This window comes from Chitinophaga sp., assembly GCF_039596455.1.
GTDB lineage: Bacteria > Bacteroidota > Bacteroidia > Chitinophagales > Chitinophagaceae > Chitinophaga.
Window position 1 is genome coordinate 239065 of sequence record NZ_JBCNJR010000001.1, and the last position, 25214, is coordinate 264278.

14 protein-coding genes and 1 tRNA gene are annotated in these 25214 nt (G+C 48.8%); 11 read left to right on the forward strand and 4 right to left on the reverse strand.

Annotated features, from left to right (window positions below; genetic code table 11):
* Nucleotides 1-75: 75 nt before the first annotated feature.
* Nucleotides 76-2310, reverse strand: coding sequence for a bifunctional (p)ppGpp synthetase/guanosine-3',5'-bis(diphosphate) 3'-pyrophosphohydrolase (locus ABDW36_RS00920; protein ID WP_343700003.1), 2235 nt, complete (start codon nt 2308-2310; stop codon nt 76-78).
* A 509-nt stretch (nt 2311-2819) separates the two neighbouring features.
* Between ABDW36_RS00920 and ABDW36_RS00925 the strand changes: the two genes are divergently transcribed.
* The 5 genes from ABDW36_RS00925 (at nt 2820) to ABDW36_RS00945 (ending at nt 9574) form a co-directional block, all read left to right on the forward strand.
* Nucleotides 2820-2901 (forward strand) — tRNA-Leu (locus ABDW36_RS00925).
* 613 nt (nt 2902-3514) lie between these two features.
* Nucleotides 3515-4882, forward strand: coding sequence for a hypothetical protein (locus ABDW36_RS00930; protein ID WP_343700004.1), 1368 nt, complete (start codon nt 3515-3517; stop codon nt 4880-4882).
* Nucleotides 4840-5502 (forward strand): hypothetical protein, encoded by a 663-nt coding sequence (locus tag ABDW36_RS00935; RefSeq protein ID WP_343700005.1) that lies wholly within the window; start codon nt 4840-4842, stop codon nt 5500-5502. The genes ABDW36_RS00930 and ABDW36_RS00935 overlap by 43 nt, the downstream gene beginning before the upstream one ends.
* Nucleotides 5499-8651: a hypothetical protein gene (locus ABDW36_RS00940; protein ID WP_343700006.1), complete on the forward strand. Its 3153-nt coding sequence runs from the start codon at nt 5499-5501 to the stop codon at nt 8649-8651. Before ABDW36_RS00935 ends, ABDW36_RS00940 begins: the two co-directional genes overlap by 4 nt.
* Nucleotides 8648-9574, forward strand: a complete 927-nt coding sequence (locus ABDW36_RS00945) for a hypothetical protein (protein ID WP_343700007.1) — start codon at nt 8648-8650, stop codon at nt 9572-9574. Before ABDW36_RS00940 ends, ABDW36_RS00945 begins: the two co-directional genes overlap by 4 nt.
* A 136-nt stretch (nt 9575-9710) precedes the next feature.
* Here ABDW36_RS00945 and ABDW36_RS00950 read toward each other — a convergent pair whose 3' ends face one another.
* The 3 genes from ABDW36_RS00950 to ABDW36_RS00960 form a co-directional block, all read right to left on the reverse strand.
* The gene (locus ABDW36_RS00950; RefSeq protein WP_343700008.1) at nt 9711-10766 is read right to left on the reverse strand and encodes an NAD(P)-dependent alcohol dehydrogenase; all 1056 of its coding nucleotides are present in this window, start codon (nt 10764-10766) and stop codon (nt 9711-9713) included.
* A gap of 164 nt (nt 10767-10930) precedes the next feature.
* A complete protein-coding gene (locus ABDW36_RS00955) occupies nt 10931-11296 on the reverse strand; it encodes a VOC family protein (RefSeq protein WP_343700009.1) in 366 nt (121 codons plus the stop codon).
* Between the two features lie 76 nt (nt 11297-11372).
* Complete coding sequence (locus tag ABDW36_RS00960) at nt 11373-12188, reverse strand: helix-turn-helix domain-containing protein (protein WP_343700010.1); 816 nt, start codon at nt 12186-12188, stop codon at nt 11373-11375.
* Nucleotides 12189-12308: 120 nt separating this feature from the next.
* On the opposite strand from ABDW36_RS00960, the gene ABDW36_RS00965 reads away from it, so the two are divergent.
* The 6 genes from ABDW36_RS00965 (at nt 12309) to ABDW36_RS00990 (ending at nt 25213) form a co-directional block, all read left to right on the forward strand.
* Nucleotides 12309-15281 carry a glycosyl hydrolase gene (locus tag ABDW36_RS00965; protein ID WP_343700011.1) on the forward strand — a complete coding sequence of 991 codons (2973 nt, stop codon included), beginning with the start codon at nt 12309-12311 and terminating at the stop codon, nt 15279-15281.
* 42 nt (nt 15282-15323) lie between these two features.
* Nucleotides 15324-15914 (forward strand): RNA polymerase sigma-70 factor, encoded by a 591-nt coding sequence (locus ABDW36_RS00970; protein ID WP_343700012.1) that lies wholly within the window; start codon nt 15324-15326, stop codon nt 15912-15914.
* A 73-nt stretch (nt 15915-15987) separates the two neighbouring features.
* Nucleotides 15988-17142: a FecR domain-containing protein gene (locus tag ABDW36_RS00975; protein WP_343700013.1), complete on the forward strand. Its 1155-nt coding sequence runs from the start codon at nt 15988-15990 to the stop codon at nt 17140-17142.
* Between the two features lie 203 nt (nt 17143-17345).
* On the forward strand, nt 17346-20675 hold the full coding sequence (locus tag ABDW36_RS00980; RefSeq protein WP_343700014.1) for a TonB-dependent receptor: 3330 nt from the start codon (nt 17346-17348) through the stop codon (nt 20673-20675).
* Nucleotides 20676-20720: 45 nt separating this feature from the next.
* Entirely contained in the window at nt 20721-22304 is a 1584-nt protein-coding gene (locus ABDW36_RS00985) for a RagB/SusD family nutrient uptake outer membrane protein (RefSeq protein ID WP_343700015.1), read from the forward strand.
* Between the two features lie 29 nt (nt 22305-22333).
* Nucleotides 22334-25213 carry a glycosyl hydrolase gene (locus ABDW36_RS00990; RefSeq protein WP_343700016.1) on the forward strand — a complete coding sequence of 960 codons (2880 nt, stop codon included), beginning with the start codon at nt 22334-22336 and terminating at the stop codon, nt 25211-25213.
* Nucleotide 25214: the final 1 nt, after the last annotated feature.

Below are 25214 nucleotides of genomic sequence, written 5' to 3' on the forward strand. Positions count from 1 at the left end.
TGTTTAAAAGTGATTTATGGTTTAAAAGAAGGAGCAAAAATAAGGCGATTGAATGAATTGTGCCAGGAAATTAAATTAATCTTCCAGCCGGCTTACGCTCTGGATGCCTTCCAGGCCCTTCAGGCGCTCCACCAGCTCGTCCAGCTCGTCCTTGTCATGCACGAACACCTTGATCAGCCCTTCAAAGAGGCCTTCCCTGGACTCAATAGTGAGCCCCGCAATATTGATCTTCAGCTCGCCGGAGATGATATTGGTGATTTTGTGGATCACCCCTACGTCGTCCATACCAATAATGCGGAGGCCTGTGAGGAAGGAGATTTCCCGGTTTTTCACCCATTTGGTCTTTACCACGCGGTGCCCGTAATGCGAGAGCAGCTGCGCGGCGTTGGGGCAATTGGTGCGGTGAATTTTCAGGCCTTCGCTGGCCGTGATGAAGCCGAACACGTCGTCTCCGGGAATGGGGCGGCAGCAGTTGGCCAGCTTGTAGGCAATCTTGTCCGAGCTTTCCCCGAAAATGATCAGTTCCGCATCCTTTTTGGAGGGCTGCTTGTGGTGCTCCTCTACCACCGGCTCATGCTGCTGCTTCACCGGCTTGGGCGGCTCCAGCTTGTCTCCCAGCACGTTGAACTGCTTCAGCTCCTTCAGGTCTATGTTGCGCACCGCCACCTGGTAGTAGAGGTCTAGCGGAGACGGCTGTTTGTAGAACTGCACCAGTTCGTTGATGTTGTACTGGCTGGGGGAGGCTTTCATGTGCTCCAGCTTGCGGTGCAGCAGCTCCTTGCCGTCCATGGCCACCTTCCGCTTTTCTTCCTTGAGCGCGTCCTTGATCTTGCTTTTGGCTTTGGCGGTGAGCACAAAGTTGAGCCAGTCTTCCGAAGGCTTCTGCTTGTTGGAGGTGATGATCTCCACCTGGTCTCCGCTGCGCAGCTTGTGGCTGAGGGGCACCAGCTTGTAGTTCACCTTGGCGCCAATACACTTGTTGCCCACGGCGCTGTGGATGGAATAGGCAAAATCAAGCGCGGTAGAGCCTACCGGCAGTATTTTGAGGTCTCCTTTGGGGGTATATACATAAATCTCTTCCGTGAACAGGTTGCTTTTAAAGTCCGCCAGGAAGTCAAGCGTATTGGAATCCGGGCTGTTCAGGATTTCCCTGATCTGGCTGAACCACTGCTCAAACTTGGACTCCTGCACGCTCTGGTTGCCTTCTTTATAGCGCCAGTGGGCCGCCACGCCTTTTTCCGCGTAGTCGTTCATACGCTTGGAGCGGATCTGCACCTCTACCCATTTGCCATTGGGGCCCATTACGGTCACGTGCAGGGCCTCATAGCCGTTGCTTTTGGGGTTGCTCAACCAATCCCGCGTGCGTTCAGGGCTGGGGTGGTAAAAGTCCGTAATGATGGAATACACCTTCCAGCAGTCTGCTTTTTCCTTTTCCAGCGGCGTATCCAGGATGATGCGGATGGCAAAGAGGTCATACACTTCCTCAAACTGCACGCCCTTGGTCTTGATCTTGTTCCAGATGGAATGGATGCTTTTGGGGCGGCCATATATCTCGAACTGGAAGCCTTCTTCCTGCAGCACTTCCTTGATAGGCTTGATAAACTCGTTGATGTACCGGGTGCGCTCGCGCTTGGTTTCCTTGAGGCGGCGGGCAATTTCGCGGTATTGGTCCTGTTCGGTGTATTTCATGGCCAGGTCTTCCATCTCGCTCTTGATGATGTAAAGGCCCAGGCGGTGCGCCAGGGGGGCGTAGATAAACACCGTTTCGGAGGCTATTTTCAGCTGTTTTTCGCGGCTCATGCTGTCCAGCGTGCGCATGTTATGCATGCGGTCTGCCAGCTTGATGAGGATCACCCTGGGGTCATCCGCCAGGGTAAGCAGTATTTTTTTGAAGTTTTCCGCCTGGGCGGTGCTGGTATTGGAGTCTATGACGGTTGAAATTTTGGTGAGCCCGTCTACAATATGGGCGATTTCAGTACCGAACTCCCGTTCCACGTCTTCCAGCGTTACTTCGGTGTCTTCCACGGTATCATGCAGCAGCGCGCAGATGGCGGAGCGCACCCCCAGGCCTATTTCTTCCACGGTGATCTGGGCCACGGCCAGCGGGTGGAGGATATAGGGCTCCCCGGACTTGCGGCGCATATCCTTATGGGCATCGGCAGCCATTTCAAAGGCGGTACGAACCAGTTCCCGGTCCCCCTTCTTGAGGCGGGGTTTGAGGGCTCGTAAAAGGGCCCGGTAATGCCGGACTATCTCTTTCTTCTCCTGCTCTTCGTTGAGGTTATATTTTTGAACGGTCACAGTTTCCATGCTAACTCCAAAATTACGAAATAGACGGCAGTATAAGAAGCGGCGGGAAAGGGTTGAGGTTCAATTCGTTACTTTTCTGTGGCGGGCGGATACTGCCGGTGACCTGGGGGGAAATTACCGTTTTGAACGAAGGAGTAACGAAGCTACCCTAGGTGAGCAACGAACAAGTAACGGAAAACTGCTTGTTCGTTACTTGTTCGTTACTCCTTCGTTACTCCTTCGTTCGTTTCGGCCTGAAGGCCTTGCCTGGTGAGGGTTTTAATGGCCCCAACCTTCGGAAAGCCGTTACTGGCAATGGTTTTGCATTTTTTCGACGGGCAGGATGCAAACTTGTTTGTGGGGGAATTTCCGGCGGGGTAAACAGCAGTTGGGCAGATGGTAAAGCGAAGCACGGCCGCATCCGGCGAGGGGTCAAACCGGGGTTTATGGGCCTTTGGCGGATATGTTATAAATATTTTTAAAATTGTCAAAAAAGGATACCTTTGCAGACCTTTTTCGGGAGGGGAATTGCGGATGTGGTGAAATTGGTAGACACGCCAGACTTAGGATCTGGTGCCGCGAGGCATGGGGGTTCGAGTCCCTTCATCCGCACAAGAAATTCAAAACCCGCTATTATGGCGGGTTTTGCTATTTTCAGAACCCAACGGGACTCTATGAGGCACGTGGATTCCATAATAAAATGTAAGTTGACCCACAGATTTACGCTAGATTGCTCTATATCTCCTATTCAAAAAATATCGAGGCGCGTAAAGATCTCAAACATTATGCCTTTGGATAGCTAAAGTAAAATACTTCCTCCCTCTTTAGAGGTATTTCCATCTAATAGGCTCACATAGGATTTACTTGAAATTATTTGCTACCAAATAAATGCATGGCTCCGTAAGGTTTCAACTACGATATCAAAGATTGAAAATTTGTCATCAAACATTAAATTTTTATTGTTAAATTGTCAAATAAAAATTGAGGCATATCCCCAGAAAAACCCATACGTGCGACTCCGAATAAGCACAATCATACAAATGCTTTAGGACAAACAATAAATTTTACTATAACTGATCCTCTAAGACTCCTACGAGGGTAGAGGAGTGATCTGAGTATAAGTATACGTCAAAGAAATATGCAATGTTAACAACGAAAAACAATACTTACCCAAAGTCTCTTTACAATGAATGTAACCAGTAGCAAACAAGATAAATCTATTAGCTTGGAACGTATTTTCCATTCGTATGGAGAACTATTTCCAACTGAATTCGAATTTTTAGTATTATATCATCTATATATTAATTACCCATCTTTAGAGATGCAGTATACGGAAATAAAACAGGCCATTGTGGATACCTCACGCCTGCCTTTTTTAGATACTGGTAAAGATCGGCAAATCGAAAGGACTTTCAAGGGACTATTGCGAACCTTTATAGAACGCGCTCCCTCCAAGTCAAATCAATTTATTCTTACTCCTCATGCTGAAAAGATTGTAGAAATAGCAATACATCGCATTAATAACCCTTATCTTAAATTTCCTCTAAAGGATACATTTGAAATGTATTTTAAACTACCTAATAATGCAACCGAAGATATAAGCAACCTGCAAAGCTGGTTTAAGTTTGGATTTCAGAATAATGCCCGTCAAATGGTGACAGGGCATCTGGAGGGCCTAAAATTATCAGTGGATGATGCCGTAAAAGCACTTAACCGAATATTAGAGGCAGATAATCTTTCTGCTATTCAAATTCTAGAGCAGTTTTCAGCCAACTTTCAAATACTGGGGGATAAAGCACGACAAATTACGGAAGCTATTAGAATGAAGGTGGAGGTCCATTACCAATTAAGAGATATCGTTGAGATTTTTGCTGGCAGGGTTGAGCAAGAACCATCAGCACACCGGTATGATGACCTTGAGTATTATCAGAAGATGCAACACAACTGTCAAACAGCCATTCGTATCAAAGAGGAAGTAAATACCTTCTTTGATAAAGTAGACAAGCAATTAGATGTGATTAATATGAAAATGGTTTTTGCTGGATCTAAAATAAAGGAATTGCAAGAGACCTTAAGAGTTCAGTCCCACTTCAAACTTAGTCTTAAAAAAATGCTAGTATATCTTTTAGAAAATAGTAAGGCTGATCAACCTCCACAATGGATAACATTACCAGATAGTTTTCCACGTAGAGATTGGGTGCAGCAGAAATTCCGCTTCAGAACGCTACGTTACTATGATCTGGGATTTTTGAAGCGAACAATACCTTTCGAACAGAAAACAGATGAAGAATACGAGGTTGATCAACAATCGCAGTTTGAGTTAGAATTGGCCAAACAAGCCCTTATACAAGAATATTTCGAACAAGCACAAAGGGACTTGGAAACTGCAAAGAGCATAGATCTAAGTAAACGAATATTTGAAATTACACAACAGGAAAATAGCATTGAGATAGGTGTTCAAACAGGATATGAATTTATTCGCAACCTCACTGAAGAGAACTTTATTGAAATAAAAGAAGAGCTACAAAGTAGTAATAACAGTCTTCATATATGGAAAGTAACAGTACGGAACAACAGGAATTTAGCTTCTTGAGCAATATTCAAGTACAACAACACTTTGCTGAATTGAATATCGAATTATTAAGAGGTAAGCATATTACGCCTTCCTTTCCATCCCTCTTTGCTTTGTTGGATGAATTTGAGAATGAGTTTGCATATTATTATGATACCCTTTACGGATTAAAGTTAGAAAGGCGAACGCATGATAATGTTGCCTATTTTTACCTTGAGTTTCCCATATCTGGCAAAGGAAGGCTTTCCAATCCTTTACTTTATTTAGAAATTGAGGCCAGGCAGACCATTGTTGCCTTCATGTTGGCTAACCTTTATTTTTCCAATCTATTCAGCTACGATAAGAAATTTCAATGGGACGACATCAAGTTTGAAATAGAACAAGGTGAACACAGGGAAGCTTATCAGCGGTTATTTTTTACTGATGTAAGACCTGATTATACAGATAAAGAATGGGAAATGGTGAAAAAGAACTTTGGAACAGTAATCAATTTCTTCCATAGAATTGGACTGATAGAAAAAGTGGATTCGGAAGAAGCCATTCACTTTACTATCCTACCCACTATTTATCATTTTATTGAAATCTATAAAAATGAAATCGAAAATATCGACGTGTTTTTGAAAGAAATAAAACCATTATGACTCCACTTTTATATTCAATATCCACTGTTTGCCTATTAAAGCACTATAACCAGGATTATCTATTACATGCGACAAGAACTGACTTTACTGGTTCTAACGGTGTCGGGAAATCCATTATAGCAGATCTTTTTCAAATTGTGTTCGTGGCAGACTCAAAGTATATAAAGTTCGCTACAGAGGGCATTGATAAAAAAGGCAGAAAAATAGAAAAACTTCCTTATGAAAGTGGAGTGGGTTATGTTTGCTTTAATGTTGAAGTGACAAAAGGTAATTTTATTGCTATTGGTGCTGCTATATTGACCCAAGGACTTCATTTAGTAAAACCCTTTATCATTACCGCTTCTATTGATCTTGCGGATGGCAAGCTGGATCAACATACATTTATTGCTGAAAAATTGCTTTTTAGTAATGATTTTCTAAGACCTAACAGAGAAGCATATACACTCGACGAATTGGCTAGGAATCTCCCCGAAAAGCATAACTTGTATATCCACTATTTTAGTACACGGGAGGAAAGAGGTGCCTATTATAGTTGGCTTTATCACAATGAATTATTACCTATTAATTTAGTGAAAGAAAGTAATTTGAAGGCGTTCGCAAAGGTAATTCAAGCTTTCTCTAAATCTAAATCTTTAGATATTGACAGCTCCAAAAGCCTTATTGAATACCTGTTTGAGGAAGACGAGATTGAAATCAACCAAGAATACAGCCATCAGGATCAGACTATTCGTAGACTACTACACCAATTTAAAGCAACAAAGGATCAGATAGTAGACATTTCAAATAAACAAGACGATTTAAGAAAGCTGAAAAAATACAATGAGGAAAAAAAGGATGCAGAGCATAAGCTTGATTACACTTCATGCTTGATAGCTTCTCATAATAGATTTAAAACACAAAAAGAGTTTATTAAACTTGATATAGAAATTAAAAACAAACAGGATAGACTTAAATTTTTATGTGACCGTTCAGATAAATTTACAAGATTAGTGGCTAGTGCAAACATAACTGCTCAAAAGGAATACGATACTTTTACTGATTTGATGGGAATGCAATCTTTGTTTGACTCACTAGAAGAGCTAAAAGAAGAAGAGCGGGTACTAAATAGCATTGAAACAGAAGGCCTTATGCATGAGCCACCATTTGATGGGGTTACCGGTCTTATGGAAAAGGATGCCAGGTACTATGAGGAGAATATTAATAAATCCAAATCAGTACTGCAACGATATGCTACAATTATTGGCATGAACCGTAAAAAAAAAGAACAAGATGACTGGCTAAGAAGCAGAATACGTGATCTGGAAAACAAAGAGTTAAAGCTTGCTAGTTTTAGAGAAGCCTTGCAGCAGGCAGCAAAGAATAATCTTTTTGTACAGGCATTATCATTAAATAAAACTTTGAGCCAAGCACAGCAGGCTGTCTTGGTACATCTGAGGACAGTGGCCCTTTCTAAGCCTGAAGCAGCCTTGGAAGGAACACGTTATACTGAATCTGCCAATTTAATACAAGATTTAGACATTACGGAAGATAAGGACAATAGGGGGTGGTGGTTCAAAGCAGGACCATTGAACGAATTTGTGCCGGTGTCATCAATGCTTATGCCTGATTCATCTAGAATGGAATTCAGTAGTATTACGCAATTGGAAGAATACCTTAATGACCAGGATAAGGATCTACAAAAGCAAAAGGACATCTATAGCAACTTGGATAATGGCAAGATACCTAAGGAGGCTTTTGATTATGATTTTGACATTGATTTATCTGATCCCACAAAAATTAGAGGGCATAGGCATGCTGCACAGCTATGTGCGGTCGTAAATTACAAAATAGTTGATCTGAGGGTGCGACAAAGAAAGGAGATGGAAAAGATAGAGAACGCCAAAAGGCAGTATGGCATTGCTATGGAAGGAGTAGAGTATCAAATCTTACTAGAAAAGATTAAGATTAGGGCTAAATTTGCTAAAAATCGTTACGAAAGCCTTAGCAAGCAATTTAATGGAGAACAATCGGAATTAAATAGTATTGATGGGAATCTGCCATTGTTAAAGAAAAACCACGAAGAGTCATTAGCTACACTAAAAGATGCTGAAACTGAATTGACAAAGCAGCACAAATTGTATCAAATTAAGTACCCGGAGAATCAATTGCCGGATGATCCTGGAGATGCCTCTCTATTTCAAGAAATCAAGAGTTTGCAATCTGCTTATGATGATGCAAACGGTAATTACATAAGTGAATATAGCCAAATGACGGGTAAGTATGAAGAAACAAAAGATCGTAGAGATATCCGTGTGAACGAACAGATTAGCAACAAGAATTTTTCCTTCGAAGTATTGGAACAAGCTTTACTAGGCTCTAAAATACGCACACTTGACGAAATTACTAGCCATCTTGAGGTATTAAATACTGAACTGCTGGCTATTACAGATGATCTATTGGGTAGCTTAATAAAGGTCTTCGGAAAGACGGAAAGTTACTTCGATAAATATAAAGAATTAGTACAATCCCTCAATGACTTTTTCAGAGGAAAACTCATAAGCAATCGCTTTTTCTTCCGTATTGATTTTAATCCAGCTCCCAAACTAGATATCAGGTGGATCGAACAACTTAGAAAATCAGCTCATAGCATCGCCGATACTGGTATAAATTGGGAAATGAACCCACAACAATTTGTAGAGAACTTTTATATGAATTTCTCCGGCAATAAATCTCGAGTAACCATAGAGGATCTTTTGAATCCCAAAAGATACTTTATGTTAAGGAGCAAGCTGACCGATGAAAAAGGCAAGGATATTCCAGGAAGCACAGGAGAAAGTTATACTGCGATTGCACTTCTAGGTATCGCTAGGTTATCTGTGGTACAGGATGGTAGCCGATCTGGCCTTAGATTCATTATTTTAGAGGAATCGGCAACCTTGGATAGTGTGAATTTTGGAATGTTTCCGATTCTTGCTAAAGAATATGGCTACCAAATCATTACTATGACACCGAAGCCATATGCAATTGGCGATGATGAAGGTTGGATCATACATCAACTTATCCCTGGAAAAGAAAATAAGGATATCAATTATCCTAAAGTAATGAGTTACTTTAGGACTAATAAATTTAGAATGGAATTAGATAATTACCTAAAATCGAGGATACAATGAATTGGCAATCCTTTAAGTCTCTACATGAACTTTACAAAAACGGAAGAACAAAGAATAGAACAACCTTAGCTGAAGATGCTGTATTCAGATATCATACGTATCAAACCAAAGAATTGCTATTTACTAAAAAAGATATACTCACTACTGCCAACGGCAATTTCAGAAACACTTTCGAAAATCGTTATCTAGATAAATATAATGAATGCCTTGAGTTATTAATTGCAATAGGAGAAGATACACCTCAGTGCAGATTTGAACTAGATGATATCTTGAGACTAAGAGAAATGAAGCGTCAGATGGATAATGGGGATTTGGAAGATATTCGTCAACAAATAAAAGATTCAAATGAGACACGACGGGGCGTTTCTTTGATGTTTTTTAAGCATGAAAAGCACCTCGATTCTAGCGAAGCGCTCGAGCGAGCCGTAAGGACGATTTTAAAAATAGACTCCTTTTCGGACAGTCGAGATTTTCAATATCTATATATTCTTCAATGTCATAATCCCAAGGCAATCGTGCTTTGTGAGAATTTATACTTTCTCAAAATGCCTGAAAGACCTAGGAAAAACAATATTGAACTATGGTACGCTGGTGGTAGGAATGTAGAGAAACTTATTTATTCGCAAAACAGGAACCTTCCCATTTATTATATGTGTGATTGGGATTATGATGGTTTAGATATCTTCCGGCTTGTAAAAGACAAGATTCCAACTATTCAACTATTAACCCCCAATGGAGAACCGAAAGATATTATAAAATCTGAACATAAGAGTTTATGGAAAAATCCAGAGGCTCCAACGCTTTTGTCAGGGCTGTCTGCCCATTTATACACCGAGAGCCAAAAGCAATTGATAGAAAAGCTCATTAGAGAAAACACATGGATCGTTGAAGAATCAAATGATTTAATGCTTTTACTCAGCTAGCGGAAGCCGAGCATAAGAACGTCGTTGATATTATATTGCCGCGTGGCATGGAGGTTCTAGTCCCTTCATCCACATCTGATTAAAAGCAACGGGCTGCTCAGTGTTGAGCAACCCGTTTGTTCTATAAGATGAAACTTTACTTCTTCAACGACGCCATATCAATCACAAACCGATACTTCACATCCCCCTTCAACAACCGCTCATACGCTTTATTGATATCCTGTATGCGGATCATCTCCACATCAGACGTAATATTATGCTCCCCGCAGAAATCCAGCATCTCCTGCGTTTCGCGGATGCCGCCTATCATGGAGCCGGCAAAGCTCTTCCGCATGGGAATCAGGCTGAACGGCGCAACCGGCAGGGGGTGTTCCGGGGCGCCTACCAGCGTGAGGCTGCCGTCCCTCTTCAGCAGTTTTAAATAGGCGTTGATGTTGTGGGAAGCGGACACACAGTCCAGGATGAAATGCAGGGTACCGGCGTTGCTCTTCATCTGCGCCTCGTCTGTGGAAAGGATGACTTCATCCGCCCCCAGGCGTTTGGCATCATCAATTTTTGCGGCGGAGGTGGTGATCACGACCACATGTGCGCCCATGGCCTTTGCCAGCTTCACGCCCATATGGCCGAGGCCGCCGATGCCAACGATGCCGACTTTCTGACCCGGCCCAACGTTCCAGTGCTTCAGGGGGGAATAGGTGGTAATGCCGGCGCACAGCAAAGGAGCCGTGGCGGCGAGGTCCAGGTTGGCGGGAATGTGGAGAACAAAGTCCTGGTCTACCACTACCCGTTCGGAATAACCGCCGAAGGTTTGCTGGTCAAGGTATTTTTCATGGCCGTTGTAGGTCTGTATGTTCCCTTTTTCGCAGTATTGCTCCAGCCCTTCCCGGCAGCTCTCGCATTCCCGGCAGCTATCTACCATGCAGCCCACTCCGGCCAGGTCTCCCACCTTGAATTTGGTAACGTCTTTACCAACCTTTGTAATGCGGCCAATGATCTCGTGGCCAGGCACGTTCGGGTAAACGGTGCCATGCCATTCGTTACGCGCGGTGTGCAGGTCGGAGTGGCAGACGCCGCAATACAAGATATCTATCTCTACGTCCTTTGCGGTTACCTCTCTGCGTTCTATGTTCATTTGCTTCAGGTCCGCTTCGGGCGCTTCTGTGCCAAATGCTTTTACGGTGAATCTGTTCATTGTCTGTGATTATTTAAATGCGAAACTACTGACCGAATTTAGTCAACTTTATTTACAAATCGATCTGGTAGCCGACTATTACAGGTGTTGCACCGGATACAAATACGCCAGCGCATGCGCTGGCGTGGCATCTATGTTTTTTTCGCTCTGGCCTGAAAAATGGGCTAACCTTGAGAATGCAAACCCAGCCTGTTCCCTTCCGTATCCATGAACAAGGCGTAAAAGCCTATATCCGGCCCTATTTCGCTTTTGGGAACAAGCACTTTACCACTTGCGGCCACCACCTTGTCCAAAATCGTTTGCAGATCATCTCCTCCGTTCAGGTAAACGATCACGCCTTCCGCCGAAGGTTTGTAATTCCCTTTAACCACAGCGCCAGATACCGCTTTGCCATCATTAGGGAACAGCCCCATCTGGATGCCGTTCATATCTACTACTTCGATGTCAATACCTAATATGGCCCTGTAAAATGATGTAGCCCTGGAAAAGTCAATTGCCGGGATCTCGAAAAACCAAATGAAGTGCTCCATGTGTTGTATTTTTTCTTTCACACAAAAATAGGACCCGGCTAAAGCGGAAAATTGTAAAAATGCGACAGGTCAGGGTTTATGTGTAGATGAGGGAGGATAAGGCCAATTCATCATTGCCGTAAAATTCCTTCGGGTTAACGCCGGTAAATTCCCTGAAGTCTTTTATGAAATGAGACTGATCGTAATACTGGCTTTCATAGGCAATACTGGTCAGGCTTTCATCCGGCTGGTTCAGCAATATCTTTAAAGCAGTCTGCAGCCTGATGATCCTGCCTAACTGTTTGGGGCTTAACCCCACCTGCTTTGAAAATTTCCTTTCCAGCTGCCTTCTCTTTGATACTTCCCCTTTCAGCAGCGAGCTGGTTGTTGCGCTTCCGCCGGCGGAGAGCAGCGTGTCTATGGTAGATTTCAGGATGCTGTCAATAACGATCTCTTCTTTCAATCTCTGTAAAAAGAAATCGTCCATAATTCTAATCCTCTCCTGTGTATCGGCAGCGTTCACAATGGCATGCTCCAGGTCTGCCGCCAGTTTTTCTTCAAACAGCAGCCTGATGGGCGTTTCTCTGTTAGCCAGGTCTTTCACGGGCGTTGTGGTAAAGTTGGCGAAGCTGTAAGGATAAAAACGGATGGCAAATGAACTGACCACGCCGGTTGGCTCAACAAAAAACGGTTCGCTGATCTGGCCAAGCAGCATAGCGCGCGGCTGGAGAATATATTCTTCTCCCGATGTATATCTTTTTACATCATCGCCCAGTATAAAGATCATTTCAATACACCCGTCAGGAAGGATGCGCTGCTTTGTTGCAGCCGGCTCCGCAGGCACTTCAAGTGTCCAGTAGCATTTTATCAATGCCTCCAGGTCCGGGTGGGGTTGAAATGTTTGATAGTTCATGCGTGACAGCTATTCCTTTCAAGTTACATAATACGGTGAAGAGTGCAAAAAACGGGGCAGGAAACTACAGGATGCCCAATCCGCCGCCAACAATTAACTTAGTTTCCGAATTGCCCCGTTATGATGAATTTCCTGCTTTTAATGCTGGCGCTTGCCAGTGGCCAACAGTCAGACAGCTTGAAAACAGGCTTCCTTAATCCGCCGCCCTCCGCCAGACCGGGCGTTTACTGGTATTTCATGGACGGCAACCAGTCAAAAGCCTCTATGACGGCAGACCTGGAATCTATGCAGCGCGCGGGCATCGGCTATGTGGTATTCCTGGAGGTGAACGTGGGCATTCCCCGCGGGCCGGTTGATTTTTTGAGCGAACAATGGCAGGAGCTGTTTGCCCATGCCATGCGGGAGGCTGAACGGCTGGGCATTGCCGTTACGCTGGGCGTAGGTCCCGGCTGGAGCGGCAGCGGCGGGCCATGGGTGCAGCCGCGCCAGTCTATGCAGCACCTGGTGGCAAGCAGCATCAATGTATCAGGCGCCTATCAGCAAAACATCCAGCTGCCCGTGCCTCCTCCCAAAAAGCCTTTCTTTGGCGAAGGCGGCTTAACGCCGGTTATGAAAAAACAGTGGAACGATTTTTATGAGGACGTGGCGGTGCTGGCCTTTCCCGCACCCTCACCGGAAGAGAGAATAACAGACGTGGATGAAAAGGCGCTTTACTACCGCGCGCCCTACAGCTCCGCGCCAAACGTTAAACAGTACCTGCCGGCGCCAGACACGGCCCGCCAGCCTGCGGGCATCCGGAAGAGCCAGATCGTAAACCTTACCAATAAACTGCAGCCGGATGGTACGCTCAACTGGAAAGTGCCGCCCGGCAACTGGACCATCATGCGTTTCGGCGTCCGCAACAACGGCGCGGTAACAAGGCCGGCGCCATTTCCGGGGCTGGGGTTTGAAGCGGACAAGCTGGATTCAGTAGCCATGAACGCCCATCTTGACGCTTATGTGGGGAAGCTGTTGCGCCGGGTAGGACCTCCAGATCCACAGCGGCCGGGAGGATTAAAAACACTCCACATGGACAGTTGGGAAATGGGTGCACAAAACTGGACGCCCGGCTTTCGGAAAATTTTTGCGCAACGGCGCGGCTATGACCCGCTGCCGTTCTTTCCCGTGTACGCGGGCCATATTGTGGAAAGCCCGGCCATCAGTGAACGCTTTCTCTGGGACCTGCGCCTCACCCTGCAGGAACTGGTGATAGCCAACCACGCGCAGCACCTGAAAAAATACAGTCACCGCCACGGCCTGCAGCTCTCCATTGAGCCGTATGACATGAACCCCACGGCAGACCTCGAGCTGGGCGCTGTAGCGGATATGCCCATGTGCGAATTCTGGAGCAAAGGCTTTGGCTTCAATACTTCTTTCAGTTGTATTGAAGCAGTTTCCATTGCGCACGTGAACGGCATTTCCCTGGTACCGGCAGAAGCTTTCACTGCGCAGAACAATGAATCATGGAAACAATACCCCGGCGCTATGAAGGAACAGGGAGACTGGGCTTTTGCCGCCGGCATCAACCGCCTGGTGTACCATACTTTCATTAACCAGGCGCTGAATGACTCCCTCCGTCCGGGCATGACCATGGGGCCTTACGGCGTGCATTGGGACAGGGGGCAAACGTGGTGGCCTATGGCCGGCGGTTATCATCAATATATTTCACGCTGCCAGTTTGTTTTACAACAAGGTCGCGCTGTGGCAGACATCCTTTACCTCTCGCCGGAGGGCGCTCCGCATGTGTTTCGTCCGCCGGCGTCCGCGCTTGAAGGAGATGAAGTATTGCCAGACCGGAAAGGCTACAATTTTGACGGATGCGCGCCCGGGCAGTTGTACGCGGCAAAGGTGGAACAGGGCAACATTGTATTCCCCGGCGGCGCCAGCTACCGCGTGCTGGTTTTACCGGATGCGGGTATAATGTCTCCCGCCCTGCTGGAAAAGATACGCAGCCTGATACATGACGGGGCTACCATAGCAGGCCCGCCTCCTGTAAGGGCGCCGGGCCTGACCGGCTACCCCGCTTCAGACAGGAACGTGCGCACTGTAGCCGGAACTATTTGGGGCAGTCTGCATCCGCCTGCGCAGCAAACCACCCGCCCTTATGGAAAAGGGAAAGTGATTTGGGGCGGCAACCTTTCCCCTGAAAAAGACGCACTCTACCCGGAATACGGGACCACCGCGGCGGTACTGCAGGAAATGGGCGTGGCGGAAGACTTTACATCACCAGGGCCGGTACGCTATACGCACCGCACCATGGCAGGCAGGGACATTTATTTTGTGGCCAACCGCACAGGCCAGCCGCTGCAAACGGATTGTATCTTCCGCACCACAGCAGGCGCACCTTCCCTGTGGGACCCATTGACGGGCAACATCCGCGCACTGCCGGAGTTTGATACAAGCAACAGCAGAACAACCATCCCCGTCACGTTCGCACCTTACCAGAGTTTTTTCATCGTGTTCGAAAAAGGTACTGCTACACCCACCGGTTCTGCTGTTAACTTCCCGGAAAATACGGTGGCCGCCACACTGAACGGCGCATGGACGGTATCATTCAACCCCAGGTGGGGCGGGCCGGCCAGCATAATTTTTGATGAGCTGAAAGACTGGACGCAGCGCCCTGAAGAAGGCATCAAATATTATTCAGGCATAGCCGTATACAAACAACAGTTCAACATGCCCGACATGGACACACCTCGTAAAATTTATCTTGATCTGGGTAAAGTAAACCACATGGCCCGCGTACGGCTGAACGGCCATGACCTTGGCGTGGTGTGGACGGCGCCCTGGAAAGTGGATATTACCACCGCCCTCCGGCCCGGCAGCAACCAGCTGGAAATAGAAGTGGCCAACCTCTGGCCCAACAGGCTGATCGGTGACGCCCATCTGCCTGACGATGGTGTGAAAAACGGGCAATGGCCCGCCTGGCTGCTGGAAGGGAAACCGCGCACCAGCGGGCGGTACGCTTTCGCCACGCACAATCCCTATAAAAAGGATTCGCCCCTGCTGCCATCCGGGCTCATGGGGCCGGTTACCATACAATATGAAAAGTGACTTTATTTTCTTTAAATTTAGTAACAAACCAATAGTAACAGTTTGGCCATAAAACCGGTACATAATGAGCCGCTACTACTGAAACAGGTTTCGCAGGGAGACCCGGAGGCCTTTGCACAACTGTTCAGGGCGTACCATCAGCCGCTGGCCGCGTACGTGCACCGGCTCACAGAATCCCTGGAGATGACGGAAGATATTGTGCAGGAAGTTTTCATCAAACTATGGGTGAAACGGGAAACACTGCCGGAGCTGGGCAACTTTGTACATTACCTGTTCATTCTCTCCCGCAATCATACTTTTAACTGCCTCCGCGAAAAAGCCAACAAACAGGTACGGCAGCAGCGCTGGGCCAGCCAGTTTGAAGAAGTGGCCACGCAGGACGTACCGGCCCCGGAAGAAGATTACCGGGCGCTGATAGACGTGGCGGTAGCCCAGCTGCCGCCCCAGCAGCAGAAAGTGTATTTCCTCAGCCGCTACCAGCACCTGAAACACAAAGAAATTGCTGCCCAGCTGGGCATTTCCATAGAAACGGCCAAAAAACATATGAAGCTGGCCCTCCGTTCCATCACGCAGTATGTACGGGCCCATATCAACATGCTCCTGCTATTTTTACTGATGCTGGTGAACCGGTAAAAAAAATTCCCCCTGCATTACCCCTTTTTTATTCCGGTGTGTCTTTAGTGTATAGTACCCTTAAACTTTCCGCATGTCAAATGAGAGGCTGACTTATTTATTCTTCCGGTACTTCGGGAAAACCGCCAGCCAGGAAGAGCTGGATGAACTGGCGCTGCTGCTCGGCCGGCCGGAGAATGAAGAAGCGGTGAAACGCCTGATGGAAGAAGCGTACAACAGCTTTGCGCCTACAGGGAAAGTTTTCACAGACGAGCAAAGTGAGGCGCTGCTGTCAAACATACAGCAGGCCACGGCGCCTGCAAAACGGCGTTCCCTCTGGCCGCGCATTGCAACTGCGGCCGCAGCGGCCGTGCTCCTGTTGATAGCGGGGTGGTGGGGCCTCAACAAACAGACGCCTGTAACAACAGCGCGTACGCAGCCAGTGGAAGACATACGGCCCGGCACCAACAAGGCCACGCTGGTATTGGCAGACGGCTCCGTAGTAACGTTAGACAGTGCAGGCAACCAGGTGATCCACCAGGGCAGCACCGTTATCAACCAGCGCAACGGGCAGTTGCTTTACAAGGCAGGCAATGGCACCACAGCGGTTACATACAATACCCTCACTACGCCAAGAGGCGGCCAGTTTGTGATAACGCTGCCTGACGGAAGCAGGGCCTGGCTCAATGCCGCCTCTTCCATCCGCTTCCCAACCGCCTTTACCGGCCGGGAAAGAAAAGTGGAAATGACGGGCGAAGCATATTTTGAAATTGCCAAAGATGCGCGCAAGCCCTTCATGGTAGCCGTTAATGATATGACCATAGAAGTGCTGGGCACCCATTTCAACGTAAACGCCTATACGGACGAGAATGTGCTGGCCACCACGCTGCTGGAGGGAGCCGTTCGGCTTACCAAAGGCACGGAAAGCGTATCTATCAAACCGGGAGAACAGGCGCAATGGAAAGCAGGCGGCAACGCCTTTACCATAGGCCATCCTGAAGTTGACCAGGTAATGGCCTGGAAGAACGGGTTTTTCCGGTTCAGCGGTGATAATATCACCGCTATTATGAAACAGCTGGCACGCTGGTATGATATAGAACCGGTGTATGCAGGCAATATGACCATGAAAGATTATGACGGGTATATTTCCCGGTCATCTAACATATCTGAAGTATTGAAAATGCTGGAACTGACGGAAGAAGTGTCTTTCAGGATAGAAGGCCGGAAAGTGACCGTAACAGCGAAATGATAAACCAATAAACAACCAAAAGAAAAGGCAAGCTGCATAAAAGCAGGAGCGCGGCCACGCCCCTGCCGGTATTGGGCAGCCTGTCAAAACCATCAGTTGCGATTTTTTTAACAAAACCCAAACACTACAAAAGTATGGATTCCTGTACAAAATGTAAAGGAGGAATTGCTATTGCCGCAAGGCCAGGTAAAATATTCCTTGTTATGAAACTGCTTGTTGTATTGCTTACCGCAACCTGTATGCAGGTGAGCGCACACGTATCAGCACAGATCATCACGTTTTCGGGTAAAAACGTTTCCCTGGGAAAAGTATTTGAGGAAATCAGGAAACAGGGCAACTACCAGTTCCTCTACAACACCCACCTGCTGAAACAGGCCAGGCGGGTAGACCTGGACGTAGAGAACATGCCGGTAACGCAGGTGCTTGACATCTGCATGAAAGACCAGCCGCTTACCTACGTTATTTCCGGCAACACCATCATCATCAAACAGCGCCCTCCCGCTGCCAAACCGCCGGCGCCGGTTATCCAGGAAAAAAGGGTGCAGGGGCAGGTAACCGTAAAGGCCTCCGGTGAAGGGCTGCCCGGCGTAACTGTTCAGGTGAAAGGCGTTCCCGGCCGCGGTACTACTACTGACGCCAGCGGGCGGTACTCCATTAATGTGCCTGACAACAACGCCGTGCTGGTATTCAGCTTCCTCGGGTACGGCACAAAAGAAGAGCCTGTGAACGGGCGCTCGGATATTCCCGTGGTAATGGAAGAAGTAGGCGCCAACCTGGAACAGGTGGTGGTAGTGAGCTACGGCGCGCAAAGCCAGCGGAGCATTACCGGTTCGGTTACCAAGGTGAGCACCAAAGAGGTGCAAGACATTCCCGCTGCGGAATTCGGGCAAAAGCTGCAGGGCCGCGTAGCAGGCTTGCAGGTGAGCCAGGTATCCGGTCGCCCCGGCCAGGGCATGACCTTCCGGATCAGGGGAGCTTCTTCCCTGCGCTCCGGCAACCAGCCCCTGATAGTAATAGACGGCCAGCCTATAGCAGGAGATAACATCAACGTGATCAATCCCGATGAAATTGAAAGCTACAGCGTACTGAAAGACGCATCCGCCACAGCGCTATACGGTTCCCGCGCCGCCAACGGCGTGGTGATCATCACCACCAAACAGGCCAGGGCCGGGCGCACCACCATGAACTTCAACACCTATTACGGCTGGCAAAGCGTTCCGCAAAGAGGAAGGCCGGATATGATGAACGCCCGCGAATTTGCTGACTTCATGCGCGGTTTTTATGAAGACAAGATCAGGTACGAAAACTGGAAAGACCCTTCCACCGGCCTGGCCCAGATACCGGCCGATTACGCCAACCCTTCCCAGTACGGCGAAGGAACAGACTGGTATGACGCCTTGCTGAGAACGGCCCCCATTTCCAACTACTCACTGAATATATCTACCGGAACGGAAAAGGTACTCTCCAGCACCACGCTCACCTACTTTAACCAGCAGGGCGTGATGTACAATACCGGCATGCAACGTTTCTCATTACGCAGCAACAATGAGTTCCGGCCAAATGATAAACTGAAGCTGGGCCTCAACCTGGCGCCCACCTACCAGCAAGACAATAATACACGGAGCACCACGCTTGACAATAACCGGCAGGCAATTTCAGGGGGGCTCATCAGCTCACCCCTGATCCCTGCGGTTAATCCGGACGGTACGTTGCCTACATCCGCCAGCTCTTACGGCATGTACAAGCTGCCCAATTTTTACCAGCAGCTGCTCATTATGAACCACAAGCAGAAAACACTCCGCCTGCTGGCCAACATCTACGGTGAGCTGGAATTATTGCCCGGCCTCACTTTCAGAACAACTTTCAATACAGACCTGATAGACGCAGATCTCAACAGCTTCTCTCCTTCCACCACCGGCCGCTTCGGCGCGCCCCCTCCCCAGCCGGCTACTGCCAACGCCACTTCCAGCAACACCGTTTCCTGGCTGAGTGAAAACATGCTGATGTACAAATTCAAGCTGGGCGGGGAACATAACTTTGACCTGCTGGCAGGCTACAGCGCGCAGAAATATGAGCAGAACAACAGGGTTGTGAACGGCACCAATTTCCCGAACGACCGCATTCCCTGGATCTCCGGCGCCGCCACCACTACCGGCAGTACCAATAACGACCAATGGTCGCTCGTATCGTGGTACGGCAGGCTTAACTACGGCTTTGCGGATAAATACTACGTGACCGCCAACATCCGGCGTGACGGTTCTTCCCGCTTCGGCGGCAACCGGAAATGGGGTTATTTCCCGTCCGCTTCAGCAGCCTGGATAGTGAGTGAAGAACCCTTCTTCCCCAAATCGAATACGCTTTCCCACCTGAAAATAAGGGGCAGCTATGGCCTTACCGGCAACAACAACATCGGCAACTACACACAAACCGCATTGCTGAGCGCTACCAACTACACCTTTAACGGCTCCACACTGGCGCCGGGCCAGTCTGTTGTCCAGATGGCGAACAACGACCTCACCTGGGAAACTTCCAAACAGCTGGACCTTGGCCTGGAATTGACCCTGCTGAACGACCGTATCACTTTCAGCTATGACTATTACCGGAAAACCACGGAAGACCTGCTCTACCAGTGGAGCGTTCCCTGGGCATCCGGTTTTCCGAGCGTGGCTTACAATGTGGGCACCTTCCGCATGTGGGGCCATGAGTTCCAGGTAAACTCCCGCAACCTCACCGGGGAACTGGAGTGGAACACATCTTTCAACATTGCGCTGAACGATAACAAGGTAACGGAACTGCAAACGCCCGGCTTCATTGGCGGCACCGGCACCTACGGGGATTTTAACCGCACCGCCCAGGGCCGGCGCATAGGCGAGCTGTGGGGTTATGTGTTTGACGGCATTTACATGACGCAGGATGAATTTAACCGCCAGCCCAAGCACGTTTCTTCCGCAGTAGGCTCCACCCGCATGAAAGACATTGACGGCAACGGCGTGATCAATGCGGATGACAGAACGTACCTCGGCAATCCCAATCCCCGCGTCATTTACGGCATGGCTAACGACCTGCGCTACAAGAATTTTGATTTCTCCGTTGTAGTGGCCGGCCAGGCAGGTAACAAGATCATGAACACCAACATGCAGAACCTGGTGAACATAGACGGCATTTTCAATGTAACGAAAGACATGGCCCACCGCTGGCGTTCCCTGGAAGACCCCGGCAATGGCCTGGTGCCCAGAACGCTGGCCAACACCACGGAACTGTACCGCCTGGGCAACAGCAACTGGGTGTTTGACGGAGACTATCTCACCATCAAAAACATCACGCTGGGTTACACCTTCGATCTCAAGCGGCTGAAATACCTGCAATCCGCCCGCCTCTATGGCAGCGTGCAGCAGGCTTTCGTGTTCACGAAGTATCCCGGCCAGAACCCTGAGGTGAATGATACCCGTGACCAGCAGATAACGGCCGGCCTGGACAACGGCTCCTTCCCCATTCCCAGAACGTTCATGATAGGGGCTAATATCAATTTCTAAAACGCATCTCCGATGTCTTCTGACCACAACATAAACAAGTTGCAAATGAAACAGAACAGATGGATGGCAATTATGCTGGCAGCCACACTGCTGGTAACTGCCTGTAAAAATAATTTCCTGAATGAATACCCGGAGGGACAGTTGAATGAAGGCAACTTCTTCATTTCAACAGACGATTTCAAGCAGGCGCTGACCGGCGCATACGTACCGTTAAGAGGCGCTATCAATCCCACCCGCGGTACTTACGAAGCCGGCTCAGGCATCAACAACATTGCTTTCTTCATGGACGAAATGCGTTCAGATAATACGCACTATGATTACAATGCCAAAGACCGTGGTGGTTCCGGGTATGAGCAGCTGGCAGATTTTATGGACGAATCTACCAACGGCGTGGTAGCCAGCCGCTACCAGGCCGCCTACGTAGGCATTTCCCGCACCAATGTGATACTGGACAGGATAGAGACCATCAATTTCCAGATGGAAGAAGCAGACAAGAAAATGATAGTGGGCGAAGCCAAAGCGCTGCGCGCACATTATTATTTTGACCTTGTTCGCCACTACGGCGCCGTGCCGCTGCATATACATGAAGTAAAGGCAGTGTCTGACGCATTCCTGCCGCGTACCGGCGCAGACAGCGTATACGCGCAGATCATACAGGATTTTACAGACGCGCTGGCGCTGCTGCAACCGCCTGCCGCATTCCCGCAATCCGGCCACATCACCAAAGGCATGGCGGCCACAGAACTGGCCCTCGTGTACATGACGCGGAAAAGGTTTGCAGATGCCGTTCCCCTGCTGCAGAGCGTTACGCAAATGGGATACGACCTGCTGCCAGAATATGCTTCCATATACGACCGCGCCAGCGAGAACAGCCGGGAATCCATTTTCGAGATCCAGTACAAGGAAGGCACGGAAGGGCTGCAGGGCAACCTCATTTACCGCTTCATACCGGTAACGCCTGATACCAAGGCCATCCTGGGTATTTCCTACAACAATAGCGACGGCGGCTGGAACGTGCCTTCAGATGATATTATGGCGGCCTATGAGCCGAATGACAAACGCCTGGATGCCAGCGTTGCCATTGCAGAAGGCCGCCTGGATGCCAACGCGGATTTTGTACCGGAAAAAGTGGTGAGCGTGGTGAACTACCCCGGGCCGCCCGCGGGCAAGGTTGCCAAAAGGTTTATCCGGAAATACCTGCATCCTCCCTACACCACCGTGAACAATACGGGAGACAACTGGCCCGTGTTCAGGTATGCGGACGTGTTGCTGATGCTGGCGGAATGCCTCAATGAAGGCGGCGCTTCCGGTGAAGCATTGCCACACCTCAACAGGGTAAGGGCAAGGGCCGGGCTGCCTGCTGTAAGCACCACTGACCAGGCGCAGCTCAGGGCCATTATTGCGCATGAAAGGAGAATAGAGCTGGCCTTTGAGAATCACCGCTGGCTTGACCTGGTACGTACGGAACAGGCTATTCCCGTTATGACGGCCTATGGAACTTATATGAAGGCGCATTACGGCTACCTGCACCCGTCTTCCTACAACGTAAACAACAACCGGCTGGTGTACGCCATTCCCTTCAGGGAAATGCAGTACAACAAAATGCTGGTGCAAAACAATGGATACTAGAACCGGATTTAAAAGATAAAAGAATACTGATGCAAAGAAGAGATTTCCTGTTAAGAGGTTCCCTCCTGACAGCCGGCTATACCTTTTTACATTCGCTGCCCGGGCTGGCACGCAACGCGGTAACCCATGCCGCTGCCGCCACCAGGGATATTTACCGGCTGTTTAAAGAGCCTCAACCCGTTTACCGGCCTTTTGTACGCTGGTGGTGGAATGGCGACAAGATAGAAAAAGACGAGCTGATCAGGGAGCTGCGCGTATTAAAAGAAAACGGCATTGGCGGGGTAGAGATCAACCCTATTAAATTCCCCGCCAGAACAGACGATATGGGCAAAGCATCCGTGATGTGGCTCAGCGACGAGTGGAATGACCTGCTGCTGGCGGCCCTGAAAGAAGCGCAGTCGCTCGGCATGGTGTGCGACCTGATAGTGGGCTCCGGCTGGCCCTTCGGCGCGGAATACCTGAAAGGTGAAGAACGCTCCCAGGTAGTGGTGATAGCCGTTAAAAAGCTGGAAGGCCCGCTGGAATATGAAACCTCCATGTTTGACCTGTTCAAGGAAGCAGACCCCGGCATCACTTCGCCCTACCCCGGCAGGACCATGGAAATGATGAAGGTGATGCTGGTGCCCGATCCGCTCAACAACCTGGAAGATGTAAAAGATCTCACCAGCCAGGTGCAGAACGATCATCTTTACCTCAGTGTTCCCAAAGGAAAATACGCCTTGTACGGGCTGGTGAAGATACACGGCTTCATGGAAGTGATCAACGGCGCGCCCGGCGCCAACGGGCCGGTGCTCAACCACTACAATAAAGAGGCCGTCAATAAGTACCTCAACCACATGACGGATACCATACAGAACCGCATAGGGCCGCTTTCCCGCTACGTGCGCGCGCTGTTCACAGACAGTATGGAGCTGGAAGGCGCCAACTGGTGCAGTGATATGATGGAAGAGTTCAAAAAACGAAGGGGGTACGACCTGTTTCCCTGGCTGCCCTTTGTGCTGCTGAAGATATCATCCATGGGTAACACCTACGACTATACGTACGGTGTTGCCCTTAGCCCCGAACTGAAAGACAAAACGGAGCGGATGCGGTATGATTTTGAATTGACCAAGGCGGAATTGCTGGAGGAAAGGTTTATACAACCCTTTGCGGACTGGTGCAGGAAGAACAACGTAAAATCCCGCGTGCAGGCATACGGCCGCGGGTATTTTTTGCTGGAAGGCAGTTTTGCGTTTGACCTGCCGGAATGTGAAACCTGGCTCAAATACGGCATCGGTACAAAAATGCCGGAAGACGACCCGCGTATTGGCAGGGCCTATACCATGATCAACAAATACGTATCCTCCGCCGCTCACCTGAAAGGAAAAAAATACATCAGTGCCGAAGAGCTCACCAATACCGACATGGTATTTAACGATTCCCTCGAAATACTGAAAATTGCCGGTGACCAGAGCACTATTTCCGGCGTTACGCACCCTATCTTTCACGGGTTCAACTACTCTCCCCCAGATGCGCCCTTCCCCGGCTGGATCAGGTACGGCGGGTTCTACAACGAAAGAAATCCCTGGTGGCCCTATTTCCGCCATTTCACAGACTATAAAGCGCGCCTGGCCGCACTGCTGCAACAGGGCGAAATGTTTGCTGACATTGCCGTATTGCCGCCCACCGCAGATATGTGGAGCATTTACAGCGCGCAGAACGAACCTTTCCCCCACATCATCCACCCGCCCTACCAGACGCTGGTGTGGGAAGCCATCCACAAAAACGGCAGCGGCTGTGATTATGTATCTGAACGGGTTATACAGGATGCGGTGATGAAGAACGGCCATATGCATTACGGCCCGCGGAAATATCATACGCTCTTCATGATAGAAGTGCGCAGCATGGAACCTGCCACCCTGCAAAAACTGTATGACTTCATACAGGCGGGTGGCCGCGTGTTCTGCATAGAGGCCTGCCCTGAAAAATCAACGGGCTGGAAAGATCATGAGCAGCGGGACGCACAGGTACAGGCGCTGGTAACTAAAATGAAGGCGCAGGCAGACCGTTTTATTTTGCTGAAAAAACCGCAAAAAGATTTCATTAACTGGTACAGGGATATACAGGAACAATACCACATCCCCCCCTACGTAAACATCCGGAACCCACATCCCTTTGTAACGCAGGTGCGTTACCAGACGGAAGATTCGGAGATATTGTTCTTCACTAACTCCCATATGGATGAGGCCTATACGGTAGATGTGCGTATCTCCAAAGCTGTAAGCGGCAACAAACAGGCATGGCTGTGGAACCCGGACAACGGGGAAAGGCATCACCTTTCCTCCTTCTCGGGGTTCATCCGGCTTGACCTTGGGCCGGCAGACTCCCGCCTGCTGGTGTTTGACAAAACCAGGAAAGGCCCGGAGCTGAAGCCGCTGCAATTGAACAACGGCGGTGAACCGCTGGCGGGCCCATGGAAAGTGGAGTTCCGGCACCTTACCGGCGCTGTGAACGAAATGGAAATGGCAGACCTGAAAGACCTGATAGAAATGGAGCCTTTCCGCCATTTCACCGGTATCATTAACTACCGCCACACCCTGCATGTAACAGACAAACAGGGAACGGCCTGGCTTGACCTGGGCAAGGCGCACGGCATTTCAGAAGTATTTGTGAACGGCCAATCCTGCGGGGTGCAATGGTACGGCCGGCGCGTGTACTACATAGGCGAGCACCTTAAACCCGGCAACAACGCCCTGCAGATAAAGATCACCACTAATATGGGCAACTACATGAAAACCCTGAAAGACAACCGTGTGGCCCAATACTGGACCAATGAAGCCCGGAAGAACCAGCCCATTCAATCCATGGGCCTCATAGGGCCCGTGAAAGTGGCGCCTGAAGAAGGGAACACACCTTATGTAAGAATCTAAA

Coding starts and splice junctions, on each gene's coding strand:
- ABDW36_RS00950 (WP_343700008.1), bottom strand. CDS start 10,766: ATGAACAGATTCACCGTAAAAGCATTTGGCACAGAAGCGCCCGAAGCG.
- ABDW36_RS00945 (WP_343700007.1), top strand. CDS start 8,648: ATGAATTGGCAATCCTTTAAGTCTCTACATGAACTTTACAAAAACGGA.
- ABDW36_RS00955 (WP_343700009.1), bottom strand. CDS start 11,296: ATGGAGCACTTCATTTGGTTTTTCGAGATCCCGGCAATTGACTTTTCC.
- ABDW36_RS00940 (WP_343700006.1), top strand. CDS start 5,499: ATGACTCCACTTTTATATTCAATATCCACTGTTTGCCTATTAAAGCAC.
- ABDW36_RS00975 (WP_343700013.1), top strand. CDS start 15,988: ATGTCAAATGAGAGGCTGACTTATTTATTCTTCCGGTACTTCGGGAAA.
- ABDW36_RS00965 (WP_343700011.1), top strand. CDS start 12,309: ATGATGAATTTCCTGCTTTTAATGCTGGCGCTTGCCAGTGGCCAACAG.
- ABDW36_RS00960 (WP_343700010.1), bottom strand. CDS start 12,188: ATGAACTATCAAACATTTCAACCCCACCCGGACCTGGAGGCATTGATA.
- ABDW36_RS00985 (WP_343700015.1), top strand. CDS start 20,721: ATGAAACAGAACAGATGGATGGCAATTATGCTGGCAGCCACACTGCTG.
- ABDW36_RS00935 (WP_343700005.1), top strand. CDS start 4,840: ATGGAAAGTAACAGTACGGAACAACAGGAATTTAGCTTCTTGAGCAAT.
- ABDW36_RS00920 (WP_343700003.1), bottom strand. CDS start 2,310: ATGGAAACTGTGACCGTTCAAAAATATAACCTCAACGAAGAGCAGGAG.
- ABDW36_RS00990 (WP_343700016.1), top strand. CDS start 22,334: ATGCAAAGAAGAGATTTCCTGTTAAGAGGTTCCCTCCTGACAGCCGGC.
- ABDW36_RS00980 (WP_343700014.1), top strand. CDS start 17,346: ATGAAACTGCTTGTTGTATTGCTTACCGCAACCTGTATGCAGGTGAGC.